This is a genomic window from Embleya sp. NPDC050154 (assembly GCF_044460165.1).
Taxonomy (GTDB): domain Bacteria; phylum Actinomycetota; class Actinomycetes; order Streptomycetales; family Streptomycetaceae; genus Embleya.
Map to the genome: position 1 here is coordinate 36,592 of NZ_JBITJP010000022.1, position 18,670 is coordinate 55,261.

Genomic DNA, 18,670 nt, shown 5'->3' on the forward strand with positions numbered 1-18,670 from the left:
GCCGAACTCCCCACCAGTCTCCTCGTCCGCGACGCACCCGCCGGGCGGCCGGTCACCGTGCTCTACCACCGGGACGGCAGCGCGGGCGCGGCCCTTCGGGCGTCCGATGTCCCCCGGAGCGCATCGCCTCGGCGCGGCTGCACCACCTCACCGGAATCACCGCGATGCTCTCGCCGTCCGCCCGCGAGGCTGTCGTGGAGGCCGCGAGGATGGCGGTCGGCCACGGGGTCCCGGTCTTCTTCGACCCGAACCTGCGCCTGCGCCTGGGCCCCCTCCAGAGTTGGCGCGAAGTCTGCGACGACCTGATCCCCCTGGCCGACACAGTGCTGGTCGGCGCCGACGAACTGGCCTTCTCGAACTCGACGCGGCGGAACTGTCCGCACGGGGCGTACGGACAGTCGTCGTCAAGGACGGCGCGAACGGCGCCTGGGCCGTCGAAGGCGACACCGTCGAACGGACACCGGCCCGGCAGGTGCCCACAGTGGACCCGGTCGGCGCGGGCGACGCCTTCGCCGCCGGCTGGATCTCCGCGGCCCTCCGCGACCTGACCCTGCGTCAAAGACTGTGCGAGGCAGCCGTCGTCGCCTCCTGCGCCGTCGCCGCCCGCGGCGACATCACCGGTCTGCCCGACAGCTCCACCCGGGACCGGCTCTGCGGATCCCACCAAAACGTCCTTCGCTGAGGAGAATTCATGGCCGAGCGCCGGTCTTACCGCTGGGACCTCATGCAGTGGATCGCGCGCGAACGCGTGGTCTCGATCATCCGGGCCGGGTCCGCCGACCAAGCGGCCCAGGACCTGGAAACCCTGGTGGACGCAGGCCTGACCGTGATCGAGGTGTCTCTGACGACACCCGGGCGGCGGACGTGATCCGGGAAGCGTCCCGCGCCCGTCCCGACGTTCTCATCGGCGCGGGCACCGTCCTCGACGCCGAATCCGCCCGACATGCCGTGGCGGCCGGCGCCCGGCTGCTGGTCTGCCCCACCCTGTCGGCCGACGTCATCCGCACCGCCCACCGCTACGGCGCGGTCGTACTCCCCGGCTGCGCCACACCCACGGAGATGACCGCCGCGATCGAGGCGGGAGCCGACGCGGTCAAGGTCTTCCCGGCCTCGGCCTGGACGCCCGGCGCGCCGGCCGACGTGCGTGCGGCCCTGCCACAGCTCCCGCTCATCCCCACCGGAGGGATCTCGTTGGAGGCGGCCCCGGCCTGGATCCTGGCCGGCGCCGTCGCGGTCGGTCGGGCTGGGGTCGACGCTGACCCGCTCCGGTGCGGTGTCGACGCGCACGCGGGTCGACGCGTTCAGAAAGGCGTTGGCCGACGAGGCCGGATGACCGCAATCCCGACACCGTCCCCCCGAACCGGACGGATCCGCGTGACCGGCCGCGGAACCCGCCTGCGCCCCGGCCTTCAAACGCGGTACGACACCGTCCACGCGTCCCCATTGCCGTGTTCGACGCGCTGCGCTCGTGCGGCGTCGTCCGGTGGCAGACCTGGCGTGACGGACGCGGCCTCTTCCACCTCGGGGTTCCACCGTTTAGTGAGGCCGTCGGAGTGCATGACCAGCGCGCTGCCGGCCGGAAGGGGGTGGGCGGAGGTGCGCGGCCCGCTTGATGTCGGTACGGCCGTGGTTCACGACGACTCCCGGAGTGAAAGGGCGTACCGGCGGCGGTTCCACCGATCCTGCGGCGGCCGTATGCCCCCGGGCCCTTCGGGGATACCCCCGCAGCCCGGGGAGATTGCCTGCTCTTCGAACATCGCAAAATCTGTTGTGTCGGGAGTAGACATTGGGTGCTCGTGTGGCTATGGTTTCTCTCGTAGCCCAGAGAGATCGAAGGGCCCGGCAGAGAACGAACTGCCGGGCGGCAGGCGGGTAGTCGCAGTGCGCAGGACGGTTCGGTGGTGGGATTCCGAAGCCGCGGTTGAAGTGAAAGGGCGACGGAATCGACGGCCGGACCGGGTGGCCCGCGGCAATAGGGGTCACCACAGGCAGTGTCGTGGTCGAGCAATGCAGTACCGGTAGGTGTAGGTCGCAGCACCCGGCAGTGGAGTGGGTGAGCAGTACCTCGGTGAAGGCGTCGGCTGCGGGCGCGCGCACCGGGAGGTTCGACGGTGGGGTTCCAAGCCGAAGCGAGACGCAGGACGGGCGACGGGGCTGATCGTCGAAGGGTGGCGCCGTGAGAGGCCACCGAACGTTCGCATCACCTGTAGTACGCAGTCGAGCAGTTGATATTCGAGGGAAGAACGGAGGAGCCGGGCACCATCGGGATCGCCCGGGCGGAAGTCTTGGGCCCGGGTACCGCAGGACATCGATAGTGAGGTGGTCTCCGGTCGAGCAACCGCGATCCCCGCACCCCCGACGGCAGTTCGGTCGGGTGGGCGGAAACACGAGGCCGGCGCAGCAGTCGTAGCCGGCAGGTGGTGTAGCAGTTCCTTCGGGGCCCGGTGCCGTACGGCACCGGGCCCCTCTACGTGTTCCACACGAACAGGCGCGGTCCGCTCCCCTCGGGTACGGCCGCATCGCTCCCGGCCGCCACCGCCCCGGGGGCTCGTCGGCCACCGGCGAACGCCGCGCCGCCGGTGCCCGGGCCCGCGACTACGCCGCCGCGTGCGGTGCCTGGTGGCCGGGTCACACATTCACCGACCGTTGGTTCTCGCTCGTGCGGGGGACCCCGGCACCGGACATCGGGTGACGACGGGCCCACCGCCCTGATTGCCGGCGTCACCGGCCTGCACCAGCCCCCGGCCACCCGGCACGGGGTGGCATGTGTCGGGTCGAGCGCGGCGGCCGAAGCGCCCGAGGGTTCGTCGCGCCCTCGACGAGAACGGGATATCGCGCCGCGGAGGCGTTCCCGAGCAGCGAGTGATCATTCGCGACGAACGAGTCGTCTCCGCGTTCGGCGATGCCGGAAAATCTATTGTGCCGGGAGTAGACATCAGGAAGGTCGGTGGGTATGTTTTCTGTCGTAGCCAAGCGAATCAGTGAGGCGCGACAGAGACGAACTGGCGCGCGTTGTTGAGGGTTCGACAGCAGAGTCCCGGGGCCGTTCGTTGTTCGGCAAGGGTTCCGGAGGCTGGTTGTCGGGCCGAGGAGAAACTGAAGGCGGCCCACGGGGGTCGCCGTGCAGGACGAGCAGTACCCGGCAGTACCTGCAATTCGGTCGTAACCCGCAGTGGCAGTACACGTTGCACACGCAGGACAGGAGAGGAAGGAGCGAACGCCATCCGGATCGCCCGCTCGGTGCGGTGAGACTTCGGCCGAGTGGGATCCGTGGAGAACACCGGTACGAAAGGTGGTCTACGGTCACGCAATTGCGATCCCCGCACCCCCACTCGTTGGGGCGGATGCGGAACAGGTAGGCCGACACGTCGGTGTCGGTGGATGGTGTGGATTTCTTTCGGGGCCCTGGTGCCGTACGGCACCAGGGCCCCTCGACGCGTTTCCCTGACGACTTTGACGAATGTGAACTCAAGAGAGGCGCCGATGGCCCCCGATTCCCGCTCCACCCCGACCAGGGCCGACAGGCTCGACGACGACGACTACCCCGCCTACACGATGGGCCGCGCGGCCGCCTTGATCGGCGCCTCCCAGGGCTTCCTGCGCGCGATCGGCGAGTATGGCCTGATCACCCCCCTGCGTTCCGAGGGCGGCCACCGCCGCTACTCCCGCTACCAGTTGCGCATCGCCCAGCGTGCCCGCGAACTCGTCGACCAGGGCACCGCCGTCGACGCCGCCTGCCGCATCGTCATCCTCGAGGACCAACTCGAAGAAGCCCTGCGCCTGAACGCCGAACTGCGCGACGCCAACGAGACCCGGCCACACGAAAGCCCCTGACCCGCCGAGGACGCCAGGCGCGGCCCTCCACGGGCACGCGCCCCGGCGCGGATCGACGCCACCGCCGTCGAAACCGCCGAGCCGGGTCCTCCCCGAGATCCCACCGGGGTCCTCGGCATGAGCGGCAACCCCCATCCGGAACGCGGCGGAGCCCGCAACGAGGACACCTACGCGGGCCGTGGGCCCGGTCGATGATCTGGAGGCAGCGATGGAGCCGGACCCAGCGGACATGGCCGCCCTGGCGAAGCGATTGGCCGCGGCGGCGGAGCAGTTGCTCCTCGCCGTCAAGGGCATGGACGACCTCGGCTGGACGACCGACTCGTACAACAGGTCCCACCTGCGCGACATCGCGAGCTGCCTCACGAACAGCGCCATGCGCATCGCCGCCCTCCACGGACTCCACGGCTCCCGCGACGACGCGGCCGGACACGCGCGCTGACGAACGCGACGACACCGCTCGGCCGCCCGCGAACCCGAGGACGGGTCCGTCCTCGCCCGTGCGCCGCCACCATTCCTCGTCGTCGAAGTCGTCGAAGTCGTCGTTCGTGGACGTGAGGTGCGCACGGCGGGCAGAACTCACGTGGCCGTCGATGCGCCGGCGCTGTTTCGCCGCGAGCTGTCACGCCTGCGTGGCCTGCTCCGGCGACGCCCACGCCGTGGTCAGCAGGCGGCCGGTCGAAGCCGGCGCGGCGACCTCGACCTCATCTCCACCCACACCACGAAGCCGACCGGAATACCGGAGGCCACCGAGACGGTCCATCGGTCGTCGTCGCCTTGTCCGGCGCTCGGGCCCGGTCAGCGGGTGGGGCGTCGGCCGGAGCGGCGCCACCGCGCCGCGGCGTAGACCAGGGCGACGAGGAGGACCGCGATGCCGATGATCAGCAGGTAGCCCAGCCCGTCGGCGACGGTGCCGACGAGGCCGAGGACGATCGCGACGAGGATCAGGGCGAGGGAGAGCGCCATCGTCGCCTCCCGGGAATTCGTTGGGGCGGTGTTCAGCGGCGGGCGAGTTGCCGCTCGCCGGCGGTGCCCGGTCGGTAGGGAGGCCGAAGTGTGTGAAGACGGCTTCTTCGTCCTCGGCGGGCAGCACGTCGTCGGTGCCGATCGCGGGGCCCTTCTTCACCAACGGTTTGTCGAACGCGACCTTGACGTAACCGGGGCCGACTACGCCGCCGTCCAGGGGCACGAACACCAGTCGGTGTCGGGACGGCAGCCCCCGATCTGTTTCGGGACCGGACACGTCACGAGACACCGCGCGAAGCCCCAGATCACAGCGTCGGCGTAGGACACGAACTACGAGACCCTGCCGGTCGAGGATCGGGGCATCGAATCGCGGGGGGAACGGTGGGGAACGGTGGGGAACGACGCCGAATCCTCTCCAGGAATCATCCCGGTAAACCGCCATCTTTTCAGGCATGCGCCCGAATGGGTGGGGCACAAGCGGGTCGGAGGTAAAACAATGATTCCCCTGCTGGTAGTCCTGCTTCTCGCCCTGATCCTTTTCGGTGCCGGTTTCGCTTTGAAGGCCCTGTGGTGGATCGCCGTGATCGTCCTGATCGTGTGGGCACTCGGGTTCGTTTTCCGCTCGGCCGGCAGCGGTGGCGGCCGTGGCCGCTGGTACCGCTGGTAGCAGCGCCGCCCACTCGGGCGACACGATGAAACGGGCTGTGGTCCGACTCGGAGTACACGAGTCGGACCACAGCCCGTTTCGGCATTCCCCGACGAATTCTCGAAACCGTCTCCGAATACGGGACACCGTTTCCGGAGATGAATACCGGTTTCGGGGGCAGGCGTCACACCACGGGCCGGGGCCACCGTGATCCCGCAGGGGATCCACACCTCCACACGGCGACCCCGGCCCCCGCCGTTCCCGCCGCGTTCTCGGTATCCCGATCCCGATCCCGACCGATCCCGGTCTCGCGGCACGCAGCCCCGGGGCCGGCGCGCCTGCCGATTCCGGGCCACGACCCGGCCCGCCGGTTGGGGGAGCTTGTCGTTCGGAGATGTCGACGAAGACGAGACGGGTGTGGTCCGGATGTCAGGCGCGGCGTGGGGTGCGCGGGTCGGGGGAGTCCGCGTCCTGGGGGTCGATGCCCGTGACGGCGGAGGCGTCCTCGCCTCCGCTCGGCCGGCGGGACGGGCCCTTGGGGCCTCGGTCGTGGGTGCCCTTGCCGCCGGATTTCCCGCCTTGTTCCTCGCCGCGTCGGCCGGTGCTCTCGACCGTGTCGCCGGGGACCTCCTCGGTCTCCTCCTTCGACACGATCCGCCCCGGCCCGGGAGGCGCGGCGTACTCGTCGGGGTGGAACGAGCGGTGCGCGCTGTCGTTGTCCTCCTGGTGGGTGGCGTTCACCGAAGGGGACCAGCCGCGATTCTCGGCGTCGACCCGGCCGCCGGCGCTCTTGTTGCGATGTTCGTCCGGCTGGTTCTTGTGCGTTGTCATGGCATACCGCCAATCTCGGCCCCGAGAACCGCATCCGCGCGGACGCGGCACCCCCAAGCCTAGTCCCCGGCGCGCCGTCCCCCGATTTGTGTCGTGCCGGAGGGAAGCGCCGCGACGCGCCGGCCGACGGCATCCATCTCGGGCAACCCCAGGCTCGCGACCGTATCGGACGGGCTGCACTGCCCTGAGCCATGCGGGCCAGGGTCGTTCCCACTCCGCACAGCGCGGAGTGCGCGACCGGGAGCGCTCCGCGGGGCTGAGGTGCCGTGGGACCTGGGCGCACATCCGGTCCAGGACGACCGAGTACGCCCGGGCACCGGCGGCGGCTGCCGCGCGGGCCACCGCCCCGGTTCCGGTGCCCACATCGAGCACCCGCCCTGCCCTGGGGAAACTTCGCGGATGGCGCCCCTGTGGCCTCGGGGTCCGGTTCATTCCCACGTGTGGTCGGGGTGTCCGCGAGTGCGCAGGCGCCGTTTCATCTCCGCCTCGTACAGGTGCCGCCTGCCGCCGACGAGGTCCTGGCGCAGGCGTTGCTCGGCGTCGGCGAACGGCTGATAGTAGGTGCGGTCGTATTCCTCGACGATCTGGAACGTCCAGTGCCCGGGGATGACGTTGCGTCCGGCGATCTCGGTCGCCAGGACGCGGGCGGCCTCCTGGTGCCCGGCCCGGCACAGCATGTCCACCGCGTCCTGGAGGATGCGGTCGGCGCTGCCGGTGAGCTGGTGGAACGCGTACAGGTGGCCGCGGGCGCGGGCGGTGTACTCCCACGCCTCCGACACCTTCCCGACAGCGGCCACGGTGGCGTCGTCCACCCCGTCGGGGCGACGGTGGGCGTCCTCGAAGGACGACGAAGTCGAATCGGGCACGACGGTTCCTCTCGCCTGGCGGGTCCTCGTATCGAGCCGGTGCCTCCGCCGCATCAGGCCCGACGGTGGACGGGGTCGGTGCAGGTGGCACCTTTGGATCGTGGCGCTCCGACCCTCGGAAGATGGGGCCGGAGCGCCTCGGTCGCCGTGAATGCCCCTCCTCCGGGCCCGTGGTTCAGGAGTTCCGGCCGCCCCCGCCCGGCCGGGTGGCGGCGGTTGCGCCTTGCTGCAGTTCGGGCTTGATCAGGTCGTGGGTTCTTGCCGTGCCCGGAGCCTCGTCGCCCGATCGGCCGGTTCGTCGACCGTGCCGGTCGAGGCTCGGCGTTCATGTGGTGGCGAGCATGCCTTCGCGCAGGGTGGTGAAAGCTCGGGTGAGGAGTCGGGAGACGTGCATCTGGGAGAGGCCGAGGGTGGTGCCGATTTCGGCTTGGGTGAGGTCGTCCCAGAAGCGGAGTTTGAGGATGCGTCGGTCGCGGTCGTCGAGTTCGGCGATGAGCGGGCGCAGCGTCTCGCGGTTGAGGACGAGGTCGAGTGCGGGGTCGGGTGCTCCGCGCAGGTCGTGTCCGGTGGTGGCGGTGGGGTCGTTGCCGCCGAGGGGTGCGTCGAGGGAGTCGGTGCGCAGGGCGGCTCCCACCTCCAGGCCCACGCGTACTTCCTTCTCGTCCATGCCCAGGGCGGCGGCGAGTTCCCCGAAGTCGGGCTCGCGGCCCAGGCGCGCGGAGAGGTCGTCGCGGGCCCGTACGAGTCGCAGGTAGAGCTCTTGTTCGCCGCGGCGGGCGTGGACGGCCCAGGTGTGGTCGCGGAAGTAGCGTTTCAGCTCGCCCGCGATGGTGGGGATCGCGTAGGACAGGAATGCGGCACCGTGTCCTGGGCGGTAGCCGTCGACGGCCTTGATCAGGCCGATCGCGGCGACCTGGCGCAGGTCTTCGCGCAGGTCGACGCGGTGGGTGTAGCGGTTGCAGGCGTGGGCGACGAGGTTGAGGTTGTCCTCGACGATCTCGTTGCGCAGCGCGGCGTGCGCGGGAGTACCCGGCTCCAGGCCGGCGAGGCGAGTGAGGTTGCGGTCGGTGACGGTGCGCGGGCCGCGCGGGGCGTCGACGCCGTTGAGGGTGAGGGTCATCGAGATGGGCCTCCGAACGGGTGCGTGTCGGATGCCGGGGGATCGCCGGGAAGGGCGGGCACGACGGCCCGGGGCGGGGTCGTCCGTCGATGCCTTCCACCCCGCGACCCGTCCACACCTTCCCGGTGGGACGCATTCGCGCGCACGCGGCCGACGGGAGTGCGGCCCATACGCGACACCATCCCTCCAGGCGTGCTGCCGTGTCACACTCCCGCCGACCCTGAACACAGGGACGATCACAGGGAAACACACCTAAATCGGAACTTCTCGGCAAAACGGCGGTTGACGGGCTAAGCCCGAGGGGTGGTGCGGCCGTTCGGGCGAACGGGGCAGGCGTGGGGGTGTGCTCCTCAACCGATCGCTCCGCATCGTCCGTGGGCGGTACGGGCGCGGGCGCGGGCATCGGGCACGGGCATCGGGTCCGGGTGGGCTCGTGGGCCTTCGTGGGAATCCCGACCCGCCTTTCCGGCGTGGTGGGGCCGCTCCGTGACCGGGAATCCGTGGCGTTGTGTCCGTTCGGTCGCGCATCGCCGGGAGACGCGCGGCGAGTCCGTGTTCACCGCTCTCGTGGTTCACCCGCTCGGGCGCGTGCGGCGCGCCGCGGGCGGGGCAGGGATGGTGGCGCGCGGTTCCTCCCCGTTTCTGGGCCCGGGGAGGGGCGCGTGTGGTGGGTGGGCGTCTCTTTCCGGCAGGGGAGGAGGCGCCCGCCCGCATGCCCGGGTGCGGGCGAGCCGGGTGCCGCGCCCGGGGGTGGTCAGTGTTCGCGGCCGCGGAGTTGCGGGGGACTGCCGGCGGAGGCGATGACGACGAAGGGGTGGCCGTCGACCGGGCTTTCCTCGTCCGGGTGCAGGACCCCTTCGGTGCCCTCGGGCAGGGGCGGGCCGTCGGTGACGATCGCGCTCCAGAGTGCCGGGAGGGGGCTGCGGGGGTCGGGCCAGTCGTACAGGTCGACGGTGACCTCGGCGCCGGTGCCGTCGGCGAGTTCGAGGTAGGCGTGTACTCCGGGCCTGTCCACCCGTCGATTTTGCGACGGACGCCCGCGTCCCGCGCGCCGGCCGGGCCCGATTTGGGAGTGCGGGGGCCGCGCGGCCCGGGCCGGCGGCAGCCTCGCGGCGCCGTGACGCCCGGCCGCTCGCGTGGTGGGCCGCTCATGCGCGCCGTGCGGGGTGAGGGACGGCGGGGGTGAGGTTGGCGAAGGGTCCGGCGGCGGCGAGGAGGTCGGCCAGGGCCGTAGAGGTGGCGCTGTCGGGGTGGGCGGCGAGGGCTTCGCGGGCCTGGGCGATCGCCTCGCGCAGGTCCTCGTGGCGGGTGGTGGGCATGGACGGGGTCCTCCCGGTCGGGTGGGGCCGCCCGGGTCCGGTGTCCGGTCCCGGACCACCGCCGATACCCGGCGCCTACCCGGTGTCCAAGCTCCGACGCCGGATGCGTCGAACGGCAGGGCGCGGGAGGTCCGAATCCTGGGTGGTCGGGCTCGGAGCCGACGGAGCTCGACGAAGGCATGTTCGCGTTCCGGCGCCCGAGGCGGTCCGAGGAGGAGATCCGCGAGTTCGGCCGTGTCTACGACCGGGGACAGACCGCCCGCGCCACGGCGTCGGTGTTCCGGGCCGCGCTCACCCAGCGGCGCCCGCCATGTTCCTGCCGGCCCTCCCGGCCATGGATGGGTCGCCCGTCCGAGTGACCTTCCCCGCTCCCCGACGACGCCACCGCGCCGTCCTGTGCGGCACTCGCGCTCACCTGGCGGAGGGCGGCATGTGAAGACGTCTTCTCCTCCCGTCGTGGTGCACCGGGTGGGGCGACGGTGCGAACGGATCGGCGTGGATCGGCGAAGTTCCGCCCGCGGGGGCCGTATCGGGTCCGACCGCGGATCGCACGCGGCGCAAGCGGGCCACCGGCTCGTGAGCCGACGCGGTGCGCGGAACGAAGTTACTGAGCCGTAACTCACACCGCCTCGAAGTGTCGAAAATTTGGTCGTCTGGTTTCACGGATTGTAGAAATATGTCTTTTAGAGGGGACAAGGGATGTCGAAGCGGTTCCAACGGGCGCAGGTCGGCAGCGGCGCTCTCCGGGCATTGATCGATGCGCTCGCGGAGGAACTGGGCCGGTCCGTCGTCCTGGACGACCCGTTGGTCCGTCTGATCTGCTCGAGCAGGCACTTCGGGGACGAGGACCCGGTGCGTGTGCGCAGTTTGTTGCAAGGGCTCGCGGACGACGAGGTCATCCGCTACGTCCTTGGTCAGGGCGTCGCCCAGTGGGCCGGGCCGGGCTTCATCGAGGGCCGGGACGACCTGGGCCTACTGCCCCGCTACTGCGTGCCCCTGCGGGAGCGGGGCCGACTGCTGGGTCTGCTGATGGTCGTCGCAGCGGACAAGACGCTCTCGGCCGAGGAGACCGACGCGATCGGGCGGGCGGCGCGCGCGGTGGCCGCACAGATGTACACGGAATACGTGGCTACCGAGGCCGAGGAGAGCGGCACACACGAACTGCTTCGCGGTCTCCTGGGCACGGATCCCGTCGGGCGCGCCGTCGCTCTGGAGCAGGGGATCGACCGCGGCCTGTGGGTGGACGCGGCGCATTCGGTGGTGACCGTCGTGCGGGTCTCCCGCCCGCACGGCTCGCCGGCCGAGGTCGAGACGGCGCTGCGGGCCGCGGTGGAGGGATATCGCAGCACGCGTTGGGCCGCAGGCGCGATATCGGTGGATCGGGACCGCGCGGTCCTGCTTCAACTGTGCGATCGGCTGCCGGACTCGGGAGAGATCACCGCGCAATCCCGTCGCGTCGTCGAGTCCCTCGGCACCTTCCTCGACGCGGCGGCGGTTCCCACGGTCGGCGTCGGGGGGCGCCAGGAGGGTCTGGTGGGTGCGTGGAGTTCGTACGAGCAGGCGCTCGTGGCCATGCGCGCCGCCCGCCGACTGCCGAACCTGAGGGGCGTCGGCGACTGGGACGAGCTGGGCGAGTATGCCGTGCTGCTGCAGCTGCCGGACCAGGCTCTCAACGCCTCGCTCGTACCGAAGCCGCTGCGTGTCCTCACGGAGAACAACGGCACCGCGCGCTTGGAGGAAACCCTGCGCTGTTTCCTGGAGAACGCCGGATCCGTACCCAGAACCGCCGAAGCGCTGCACGTCCACCGCACGTCGCTGTACTACCGGCTGCGGCAGATCCAGGAGATCACCGGTCTCGACCTGGACAACGGTGCCGACCGGCTCGTGCTGCACATGGGCCTACGCATCCGGGAACTGTTGACGGCCGGGGCGCCCGCCGCCGACTGAGCAGCGCCCTCGGGCATCACGACCGATTCCTCGGATACGCGCTCCGACAGACCCGGTTTCCACAAAGAGAGGAAAACCTCGGTACGCGGCCATACGGTCGTCGGCTGGTTGCTACAGACCGATGAAGGCACCCGGACCGATCCCTACGTTCGGCGGTAGCGGCGACCGGGCCCGGGAAACGAGAATGTTCCAGGCGGACGACGGGACATCGAAATCTCGGCGCCGCGGGGAACGCGATATCGAGGGCGTCGGCGCACACCGACGCCACGCAAGGCACGGAACAGGAATGCGGTCATGGGCGAACTGACGACGGACGACGGAGTACGACTGGTCTACCGGGACAGCGGTGGCGACGGCGTGCCCCTGGTCATGCTCCACGGTTGGGGACAGACCCAGGAGATGTTCCGGAATCAGCTCGACGGTCTTTCCCCCGCCCGTCGCGTCGTCACGGTGGACCTGCGCGGCCACGGAGTTTCCGAGAAACCGCACCACGGGTATCGCATCGCTCGCCTGGCGCGGGACGTTCTCGAACTCGTCGACCACCTGGAACTGGATCGCTTCGACGCGCTCGGATGGTCGATGGGTGTCTCGGTGTGGTGGAGTTTCCTGGATCAGTACGGAACGGGCCGCATCCGCCGGTTCGTCGCGGTCGATCAGCCCGCGGCCGTCGCGGCGGTGCCGTGGATGACCCGTGCCGAACAGGAGGAGTCCGGCGCCATCTTCGACGTGGCGGGCCTGCTCGAACTCGGAGCGGCGCTCGCCGGTCGGGACGGCAGGCGCGTGCGGCTGGACTTCGTGCGCGGCATGTTTTCCGGCGACACCGACCCCGCGATCCTCGCCTTCGTCGCGGAGCAGATCGAATCCACTCCCGCGCACGCCGGCGTTCCCCTGTTGTTCGACCATTGCGCTCAGGACTGGCGGGACGTGCTTCCCCGGGTGGACGTCCCGACCCTCGTGATCGGTTGCGACGGAAGCCACGTGTCCCCCGCGTCGCAACGTTTCATCGCCGAACAGATTCCCGACGCACAACTCCACATCTTCCCGACCGACGTGGCCAGTTCACACTTCCCTTTCCTGGAGAATCCGGCCGCTTTCAATGCAGTGGTCGACAAATTCCTGTCCTGAGATCCGGACAGGGAGATCCTGTCGTCGAGCGGCATCCATGGTGAACCGCGTACGCGGTCCACCATGGAATTCCCACCCCATCCCGCACATCTTTTCTGCTTTCCCGCCCGTCCGCGTCAATGCGCTGATGCGTCGATGGGTCGCTGGGCACCCACACTTCCGTGCGCTTCGACTCGATTCCGTCGTCGACGCCCACGGGCTGGCCGTTCCGTGTCGAAACCACCGGAGCGGCCGTTGTTCCCCACACAATCCGGGATTTCGTCGGCGGAGTCGACGTGCCCAAATTCGAGGAGATTCGCATGTCCGATGCCGTCGAGCCGGTCCGACCGGTGCTCGAAGAGGCCGCCGCGGCGTTCGCAGCGGCGACCGACCAGCCGCCCTACCTGTTCGACCTCGGTCCGGTGACCGGACGCAAGACGGTCGACGAGGTCCAGTCCGGCGAAGTCGAGATGCCGGACGTCGACGAGGAGTGGATCACGGTCCAGGGCGGCCCGACGGGAAGCGTGCGAGCGCGGATCGTCAAACCCGCCGGCGCCGCGGGCAGCCTCCCGGTGATCCTCTACATCCACGGTGCGGGCTGGGTCTTCGGCAACGCCCACACGCACGACCGCCTGGTTCGCGAACTCGCCGTCGGTGCCGGCGCCGCCGTGGTTTTCCCCGAGTACGACCTTTCCCCCGAGGCGCGGTACCCGGTCGCCATCGAGCAGAACTACACGGTCGCCCAATGGGTCGTGGCGCAGGGCACGTCCAAGGGCCTGGACGGCTCGCGGCTCGCCGTGGTCGGCGACTCCGTCGGCGGCAACATGGCCGCCGCGCTGACGCTGATGGCGAAGGAGCGAGGCGATGTTCCCCTGGTCCAGCAGACGTTGTTCTACCCGGTGACCGACGCGAACTTCGACACCGATTCGTACCACCGATTCGCCACGGGCTACTTCCTGCGCCGCGACGGTATGCAATGGTTCTGGGACCAGTACACCACCGACGCCGACGAGCGTGCCCAAATCACCGCGTCGCCGCTGAGAGCCACCATCGACCAACTCACGGGCCTGCCGCCTGCCTTGGTCATCACCGGCGAGGCCGACGTCCTGCGCGACGAGGGCGAGGCGTACGCGAACAGGCTTCGCGAGGCCGGTGTCCCGGTCACCGCCGTGCGCTTCCAGGGCATCATCCACGACTTCGTCATGCTCAACGCCCTGCGCGGAACCCACGCCGCGGAGGCCGCGATCACGATGGCCGTCGAAGCCCTGCGCCGCGCGCTGCACACCCGTTGACCAAGCACCGAGCACGCATCGCCGACCGTTGGCACGCGCCGACCCGGTGAACCGGATCCGATGAAGCAACCCGACGGACCGACCCGACGAACCGACCCGATGAAGCACATCGAGAACAAAGGAAGCAGCGGAATGACCGCACGTCCCACCCCCACCGCCCTCCTCGTCCACGGCGCGTTCGCCGACTCCACGAGCTGGCTCGGAGTCATCGCGGAACTGCAGAGCCACGACATCCCCGTGGTCGCCCCGCCGAACCCGTTGCGCGGACTGGCCTCCGACGCGGCGTACATCGCCTCCGCCGCCGCCCAGATCGACGGACCGGTCGTCCTGGTCGGCCACTCCTATGGCGGTGCGCTCATCACCGTGGCCGGCACGACGCCGAACGTCGTCGGACTGGTCTACGTGGCCGCCTACGTCCTGGAGGAGGGCGAGAGCCTGGGCGAGCTCCAGGGCCGCTTCCCCGACTCGCCGCTGGCCGCCAACCTGAAGCAGGCCACCTACCCGACCGAGGGCGCGACGTCCGCGGTCGAAGTCACCATCGCCACCGAGGCGTACGCGGACATCTTCGCCGCCGACGTCTCCGCGTCCATGACCAAGGCCCTGGCCGTCGGTCAGCGTCCGCTCGCCGCCTCGGCCTTCACCGAGAAGGCCACCGCGGCCGCGTGGCGGAGCAAGCCCTCCTGGGCACTCGTGGCCACCGCGGACCGGGCGATCAACCCCGACGTCGAACGCTTCGGCGCCGAGCGCGCGGGTGCCACCACCGTCGAGATCGAGGGCGCGTCCCACGCCGTGGCAGTCTCCCGGCCCAAGGAGGTCGCGGACCTGATCCGCGACGCCGTCCGCGCGACGACCTGACCTCGGACCCCGGCGCGGCCACGCCGTGTGGATGCTCACCACATCACGCGCGGCGTGTCCGCCCGCGCACCGCGCGCAATCCCACGCCATGGCACCTGACCCGCGCCGGGGCCAGGCCGCGGTCGCCCACGGCGGGCGACCCGGCCCGGTCGCGCGCGGCGACCGACGAGGCCGCGTTGCGCGCAACACACCGAGACCCCCGCGCCTGCATCCCGCGGGGGCCCGGCATGTCCGACCCCGCTTCTCACGACCCGGCCCCGGATCGGACGGCGTTCCAGGGCAGGGGAAACGGCTCCGGCCACCGGAACCCGACGGCGAGCAGATCCGGCCCCACGGGCGATCATCGGCCGACCGCTCCTCGAGGAGTCTCGTCACCGCAGGCGCTCAGCTCTCACTCCCAGCGCCCCGCCCCCGGGAACCATCGGTGCCGACGGCGCTGGTGCGGTCAAGCCGAGCAGCCTCAACAGCGGCGGCCCGTACGGGATCGGCGCTTACAACCTGCTCGTGATCGTCGCGGACAACGGCGACGACAGCGACTACAACGACGCCATCCTCGAATTCAGCCGGTACACGCAGAGCGGGGCATCAGTCGCTGTGGGCGACCGGCTCGGGACCGGCGTCGAGCGCATCGAGCACCGCGTCGCCGTTCGCCCTCGCCCACTCGGTCAGCATGTGGATCGGATCGATCAGCGTCGCCCCGAGCGGGGTGAGCTCGTACTCCACGCGGGGCGGCACCTCGGCGTAGGCGTGGCGGCGGACGAGTCCGTGCGCCTCGAGCCGTCGGAGGGTCTGGGTGAGCATCTTGCGGGAGATGCCGCCGATCAGTTCGATCAGTTCGCCGTGGCGTACCGGGCCCTTGCTGAGGCCATACAGCACGACCGCCGTCCACTTGTCGGCGATGAGTTCGATCGCCAGACGCGCCGGACAGTCGGAGAGAAAGGGATCACCAAGACCGAATCCGCTCATGGCGCCAAAGGTACCTGCGGGTTCCCGTCGGAAATCTAGCCTGGGTTTCTCCCCCTTCTTTGGACGTCAGGAGAGTCATGCGAGTCGTCACCCAGCACACCCTCGGCGGTCCCGAGGTGCTCACCGTCGTGGAGGCGCCCGAGCCACGAGCGTTGCCGACCGAGGTTCTCGTCCGCGTCAAGGCGATCGGGCTCAACCCGCTGGAGGCGCGCCTGCGCGCCGGCGAGTTCCCGCTGCTCGGCCGACCGCCCTTCGTCCTCGGCTGGGACGTCAGCGGCGTGGTCGAGGACGGTCCGCTGACGTGGCGGTTCGAGCCCGGCGACGAGGTGTTCGGGATGCCGCTGTTCCCGCGCGCGGCGAACGCGTACGCCGAGGTCGTCGCCGCGCCGGCGCTGCACCTGGTACACAAGCCGGCGTCGCTCTCGCACGTCGAGGCGGCGGCGCTGCCGATCGTCGGGCTGACGGCGTGGCAGGGCCTGGTCGACCTCGCCGGCGTCGGCGACGGCGACCGGGTCCTGGTCCACGGCGGAGGCGGCGGAGTCGGCCACGTCGCGATCCAGATCGCGAAGGCACTCGGCGCGCACGTGATCACGACCGCCGGCGGCAACAAGCGGGACTTCGTCGAGCAGTTCGGCGCCGACGAAGTGATCGACTACACCAGGGTCGACTTCACCGAGGCCGTCCGCGACGTCGACGTCGTACTCGACACGATCGGCGGCGACACCGTCGAACGCTCCCTCGCCGTACTGCGCCCGGGCGGTCACCTGGTGACGGCGGTCGCCGAGGACGACGCGGGGCTGATCGCCGCGTACGAGGCGGCCGGGATGCGCTTCAGCGGCGTCGCGGTCGACCCCGACCCGGTGGCCCTGCGAGGTCTCGTCGAACTGGTCGAACAGGGCAGGCTCCGGGTCCACGTCCAGGAGACGTTCCCCTTCGAACGCGTCGCCGACGCACACCGATTGCTCGACGCCGGCCACCTCCAGGGCAAAGTCGTCCTCACCATCTGATCCCGTCGCGGGGGCCTCGCGCGAGCGAGGCCCCCGCGAGATCCATGCGTCAGGAAGCTTGCACGTCGGACGGCCTGGGGTGTGTAGGCATCAGGAAGCCAGGGCAGCCCCCGAGCAGCGGTCCGCCGACAAGGTCGGGCGTCAGCGGGACACTTCCCGTTTCGTGAGCACCGACGGACCCGCACCGCGCCGGGCGCGGTTGCCCACCTCGCATTCGTGCGGACCTTGCCGAGAACTCTGCGGTTCTTCAGATGGGCGGAACCGTGGCGAGCAGGCGCACTGCCGGGGTCGGCAGGGCGCAGGTCGATGCCGGCGGCTGCCGCCGTGTCGGCGTGGGCGACGGTGAACAGGGCGTGGGTGAGCGTGTCCACGCGTCCGCGTACACGTTCCTCGGCCGCGCCTGCCAGGTCCACGCAGTGTTGAGGACGGCCGAGTTTCATGCCCTGTTGGGCCATCGTGCGCATCGCGAACGCGTCCTGACCCGGCGTCCCGGACTCGAGTGCCAGGGCGTAGGACTGGAGGTAGTAGCGCTGGGATTCCCAGCGGTGGGGCCTGTACCTCCGGTCCCACATCCTCGCCTGGTGGGCGGGAGGTTGTCCGGAGACCGAGGCCGGCCGGTGTCAGGTCCCGGCCCAACCGGCGACCCAATGCCTGGGCGAGATGGTGCGGCGTGCGACCGGAGGGGTGGCGGTAATCGTTGACCAGCCGCCTCGATCGGCGACGTGCCGCTGACGGTGCCCGCGACGCGGGCTGTGAAGTGGCCTACCTGCCCGGCCTGGCGATGCGAAGAATCGCCGATCTCTACAGTGCGTTTCCCGGCGAGGATCGCGGCGGGATCATGGTGGGAATCGTCGAGGCGGAGCGGGAGGCATGGCTGGGCGAGGTCGACGGTCTGCATGTCTGCCTCGCCGGCGCCCACGACAACCTGGTTCAGCTCGACAGCGAAGCGGCGCGTCGATTTACTGCCGTCAGCCTCGGCATGCCGACGTTCGGCCGGATCGCCGTCCGCACCGCGGACGCCAAGACACCCCCGTCGGCAACGGATTAGGCTGCCTCCCATAGTTCAGCGACGGCCGACAGGATGCCAGGAGAGTGGGGATGGGCTCCGTCGTAGTAGGTGTCATTGGGACCCTGATGGGCGTCTTGATCGGCGGTGCTCTCCAGCAGGCGCAGGCATCGCGCAACCGCAAGTGGCAACGAGCGGATTCGCTCGGCGATGCGAAGCGACATGTATACGCCGAGTACCTGAGGTCGATCAGCGCAAGTTACGCCCAGGCGCTGTCCGGTCAAAGGAGCCGTTCGGAGGACGCCAACCTCCTTGCAGCGACAGCCGAGATCGAGATCCTCTCCGGAAGGGAAGTGTCCGGACCGGCTCGGGATCTTGTGAACGCCGTTATCGACACGCACACCAGGATTGCCGCCGGCGCCGGCGTGACGGACGCGATGGTTGCCGACGTCGATCGCCGGCGATACGAAGTAATAGACCTGTTCAAATCCGATCTTGGACTATAAAGAGCTGCGTCGGGCCGCCGTACATCACGACATTCCACCCGAAGCGAACGCGTTCGAGACGCTACATGGACGGCGCCCTCACCCGGCTCCGTGCCGAGGGCTTCGCCGTGGCGGACCAGGACGTCGCCCGGCTTTCCCCGTTCGTACGCCACCACGTCGAATTGCTCGCACGGTACTCGTTCCTCCTGTCCGAGATGCCCGGCGGGCTTCGGCTTCTGCGGGACCCGGACCGGGTTGAGCAGGGCTGAGAACCGGCTCGGCCGGCGCGCACTCGAACCACGCCGATCCGACCGGCTGACGGGCTGCTGCGGCGAGAGCCCACGATGATGGCCCCTGCGTCGGTCTGCTCGTCGAGGCAGAAGAGGCAGACCGGCTCGGCTGTGCGCGCCATCCCGCCATTGGCCACGT

Annotated in this window: 19 protein-coding genes and 3 pseudogenes; 14 read left to right on the forward strand and 8 right to left on the reverse strand. The window is 70.2% G+C overall.

Going from position 1 to position 18,670, the window contains the following annotated elements:
• Positions 1–106 precede the first annotated feature (106 nt).
• From ACIBSV_RS36105 to ACIBSV_RS36125, 5 genes are all read left to right on the forward strand, one after another.
• Positions 107–682 (forward strand): carbohydrate kinase family protein, encoded by a 576-nt coding sequence (locus ACIBSV_RS36105; RefSeq protein ID WP_395870997.1) that lies wholly within the window; start codon positions 107–109, stop codon positions 680–682.
• Between the two features lie 9 nt (positions 683–691).
• A complete protein-coding gene (locus tag ACIBSV_RS36110) occupies positions 692–868 on the forward strand; it encodes a hypothetical protein (protein ID WP_395870737.1) in 177 nt (58 codons plus the stop codon).
• Positions 865–2,022: a bifunctional 4-hydroxy-2-oxoglutarate aldolase/2-dehydro-3-deoxy-phosphogluconate aldolase gene (locus ACIBSV_RS36115; RefSeq protein WP_395870739.1), complete on the forward strand. Its 1,158-nt coding sequence runs from the start codon at positions 865–867 to the stop codon at positions 2,020–2,022. The genes ACIBSV_RS36110 and ACIBSV_RS36115 overlap by 4 nt, the downstream gene beginning before the upstream one ends.
• 1,461 nt (positions 2,023–3,483) lie before the next feature.
• Positions 3,484–3,834 carry a MerR family transcriptional regulator gene (locus ACIBSV_RS36120; protein ID WP_395870741.1) on the forward strand — a complete coding sequence of 117 codons (351 nt, stop codon included), beginning with the start codon at positions 3,484–3,486 and terminating at the stop codon, positions 3,832–3,834.
• Positions 3,835–4,042: 208 nt separating this feature from the next.
• Positions 4,043–4,273, forward strand: coding sequence for a hypothetical protein (locus tag ACIBSV_RS36125; RefSeq protein ID WP_395870743.1), 231 nt, complete (start codon positions 4,043–4,045; stop codon positions 4,271–4,273).
• Between the two features lie 356 nt (positions 4,274–4,629).
• On the opposite strand, the gene ACIBSV_RS36130 is transcribed toward ACIBSV_RS36125, so the two are convergent.
• Positions 4,630–4,797: a hypothetical protein gene (locus ACIBSV_RS36130; protein ID WP_395870745.1), complete on the reverse strand. Its 168-nt coding sequence runs from the start codon at positions 4,795–4,797 to the stop codon at positions 4,630–4,632.
• A 32-nt stretch (positions 4,798–4,829) separates the two neighbouring features.
• Positions 4,830–5,152, reverse strand: a pseudogene (locus tag ACIBSV_RS36135) (hypothetical protein).
• Positions 5,153–5,293: 141 nt separating this feature from the next.
• Here ACIBSV_RS36135 and ACIBSV_RS36140 point away from each other — a divergent pair.
• Positions 5,294–5,464 (forward strand): DUF5670 family protein, encoded by a 171-nt coding sequence (locus ACIBSV_RS36140; RefSeq protein WP_020554947.1) that lies wholly within the window; start codon positions 5,294–5,296, stop codon positions 5,462–5,464.
• Positions 5,465–5,872: 408 nt separating this feature from the next.
• Here the strand turns inward: ACIBSV_RS36140 and ACIBSV_RS36145 are convergent, their stop codons facing one another.
• The 5 genes from ACIBSV_RS36145 to ACIBSV_RS36165 form a co-directional block, all read right to left on the reverse strand.
• A complete protein-coding gene (locus ACIBSV_RS36145; RefSeq protein ID WP_395870747.1) occupies positions 5,873–6,274 on the reverse strand; it encodes a hypothetical protein in 402 nt (133 codons plus the stop codon).
• 428 nt (positions 6,275–6,702) lie between these two features.
• Complete coding sequence (locus ACIBSV_RS36150) at positions 6,703–7,140, reverse strand: hypothetical protein (protein ID WP_395870748.1); 438 nt, start codon at positions 7,138–7,140, stop codon at positions 6,703–6,705.
• Between the two features lie 325 nt (positions 7,141–7,465).
• On the reverse strand, positions 7,466–8,260 hold the full coding sequence (locus ACIBSV_RS36155; protein ID WP_395870750.1) for a SigB/SigF/SigG family RNA polymerase sigma factor: 795 nt from the start codon (positions 8,258–8,260) through the stop codon (positions 7,466–7,468).
• A 754-nt stretch (positions 8,261–9,014) separates the two neighbouring features.
• Positions 9,015–9,275, reverse strand: a complete 261-nt coding sequence (locus ACIBSV_RS36160) for a hypothetical protein (RefSeq protein WP_395870752.1) — start codon at positions 9,273–9,275, stop codon at positions 9,015–9,017.
• Positions 9,276–9,408: 133 nt separating this feature from the next.
• Positions 9,409–9,579, reverse strand: a complete 171-nt coding sequence (locus ACIBSV_RS36165; protein ID WP_395870754.1) for a hypothetical protein — start codon at positions 9,577–9,579, stop codon at positions 9,409–9,411.
• A 699-nt stretch (positions 9,580–10,278) separates the two neighbouring features.
• Between ACIBSV_RS36165 and ACIBSV_RS36170 the strand changes: the two genes are divergently transcribed.
• From ACIBSV_RS36170 to ACIBSV_RS36185, 4 genes are all read left to right on the forward strand, one after another.
• Complete coding sequence (locus tag ACIBSV_RS36170) at positions 10,279–11,526, forward strand: PucR family transcriptional regulator (RefSeq protein ID WP_395870756.1); 1,248 nt, start codon at positions 10,279–10,281, stop codon at positions 11,524–11,526.
• A gap of 294 nt (positions 11,527–11,820) precedes the next feature.
• Positions 11,821–12,651, forward strand: a complete 831-nt coding sequence (locus ACIBSV_RS36175) for an alpha/beta fold hydrolase (protein WP_395870758.1) — start codon at positions 11,821–11,823, stop codon at positions 12,649–12,651.
• 299 nt (positions 12,652–12,950) lie between these two features.
• On the forward strand, positions 12,951–13,922 hold the full coding sequence (locus tag ACIBSV_RS36180) for an alpha/beta hydrolase (protein ID WP_395870760.1): 972 nt from the start codon (positions 12,951–12,953) through the stop codon (positions 13,920–13,922).
• Between the two features lie 132 nt (positions 13,923–14,054).
• On the forward strand, positions 14,055–14,777 hold the full coding sequence (locus ACIBSV_RS36185) for an alpha/beta hydrolase (protein ID WP_395870762.1): 723 nt from the start codon (positions 14,055–14,057) through the stop codon (positions 14,775–14,777).
• A gap of 585 nt (positions 14,778–15,362) precedes the next feature.
• On the opposite strand, the gene ACIBSV_RS36190 is transcribed toward ACIBSV_RS36185, so the two are convergent.
• A complete protein-coding gene (locus ACIBSV_RS36190) occupies positions 15,363–15,743 on the reverse strand; it encodes a winged helix-turn-helix transcriptional regulator (protein ID WP_395870764.1) in 381 nt (126 codons plus the stop codon).
• Positions 15,744–15,820: 77 nt separating this feature from the next.
• Between ACIBSV_RS36190 and ACIBSV_RS36195 the strand changes: the two genes are divergently transcribed.
• From ACIBSV_RS36195 to ACIBSV_RS36210, 4 genes and pseudogenes are all read left to right on the forward strand, one after another.
• Positions 15,821–16,750 carry an NADP-dependent oxidoreductase gene (locus ACIBSV_RS36195; RefSeq protein ID WP_395870766.1) on the forward strand — a complete coding sequence of 310 codons (930 nt, stop codon included), beginning with the start codon at positions 15,821–15,823 and terminating at the stop codon, positions 16,748–16,750.
• Positions 16,751–17,428: 678 nt separating this feature from the next.
• Positions 17,429–17,573, forward strand: a pseudogene (locus tag ACIBSV_RS36200) (IS110 family transposase); the annotation flags it as partial.
• 275 nt (positions 17,574–17,848) lie between these two features.
• Positions 17,849–18,262 carry a hypothetical protein gene (locus ACIBSV_RS36205; RefSeq protein WP_395870768.1) on the forward strand — a complete coding sequence of 138 codons (414 nt, stop codon included), beginning with the start codon at positions 17,849–17,851 and terminating at the stop codon, positions 18,260–18,262.
• A 59-nt stretch (positions 18,263–18,321) separates the two neighbouring features.
• Positions 18,322–18,510: pseudogene (locus ACIBSV_RS36210) on the forward strand (hypothetical protein); the annotation flags it as partial.
• Between the last annotated feature and the right edge of the window lie 160 nt (positions 18,511–18,670).

Bases quoted from the DNA above. Each gene is read 5' to 3' on its own strand.
- ACIBSV_RS36125 (WP_395870743.1), top strand. From the start codon at position 4,043: ATGGAGCCGGACCCAGCGGACATGGCCGCCCTGGCGAAGCGATTGGCC.
- ACIBSV_RS36170 (WP_395870756.1), top strand. From the start codon at position 10,279: ATGTCGAAGCGGTTCCAACGGGCGCAGGTCGGCAGCGGCGCTCTCCGG.
- ACIBSV_RS36140 (WP_020554947.1), top strand. From the start codon at position 5,294: ATGATTCCCCTGCTGGTAGTCCTGCTTCTCGCCCTGATCCTTTTCGGT.
- ACIBSV_RS36190 (WP_395870764.1), bottom strand. From the start codon at position 15,743: ATGAGCGGATTCGGTCTTGGTGATCCCTTTCTCTCCGACTGTCCGGCG.
- ACIBSV_RS36110 (WP_395870737.1), top strand. From the start codon at position 692: ATGGCCGAGCGCCGGTCTTACCGCTGGGACCTCATGCAGTGGATCGCG.
- ACIBSV_RS36180 (WP_395870760.1), top strand. From the start codon at position 12,951: ATGTCCGATGCCGTCGAGCCGGTCCGACCGGTGCTCGAAGAGGCCGCC.
- ACIBSV_RS36165 (WP_395870754.1), bottom strand. From the start codon at position 9,579: ATGCCCACCACCCGCCACGAGGACCTGCGCGAGGCGATCGCCCAGGCC.
- ACIBSV_RS36175 (WP_395870758.1), top strand. From the start codon at position 11,821: ATGGGCGAACTGACGACGGACGACGGAGTACGACTGGTCTACCGGGAC.
- ACIBSV_RS36155 (WP_395870750.1), bottom strand. From the start codon at position 8,260: ATGACCCTCACCCTCAACGGCGTCGACGCCCCGCGCGGCCCGCGCACC.
- ACIBSV_RS36130 (WP_395870745.1), bottom strand. From the start codon at position 4,797: ATGGCGCTCTCCCTCGCCCTGATCCTCGTCGCGATCGTCCTCGGCCTC.
- ACIBSV_RS36105 (WP_395870997.1), top strand. From the start codon at position 107: ATGTCCCCCGGAGCGCATCGCCTCGGCGCGGCTGCACCACCTCACCGG.
- ACIBSV_RS36195 (WP_395870766.1), top strand. From the start codon at position 15,821: ATGCGAGTCGTCACCCAGCACACCCTCGGCGGTCCCGAGGTGCTCACC.
- ACIBSV_RS36120 (WP_395870741.1), top strand. From the start codon at position 3,484: ATGGCCCCCGATTCCCGCTCCACCCCGACCAGGGCCGACAGGCTCGAC.
- ACIBSV_RS36145 (WP_395870747.1), bottom strand. From the start codon at position 6,274: ATGACAACGCACAAGAACCAGCCGGACGAACATCGCAACAAGAGCGCC.
- ACIBSV_RS36185 (WP_395870762.1), top strand. From the start codon at position 14,055: ATGACCGCACGTCCCACCCCCACCGCCCTCCTCGTCCACGGCGCGTTC.
- ACIBSV_RS36205 (WP_395870768.1), top strand. From the start codon at position 17,849: ATGGGCTCCGTCGTAGTAGGTGTCATTGGGACCCTGATGGGCGTCTTG.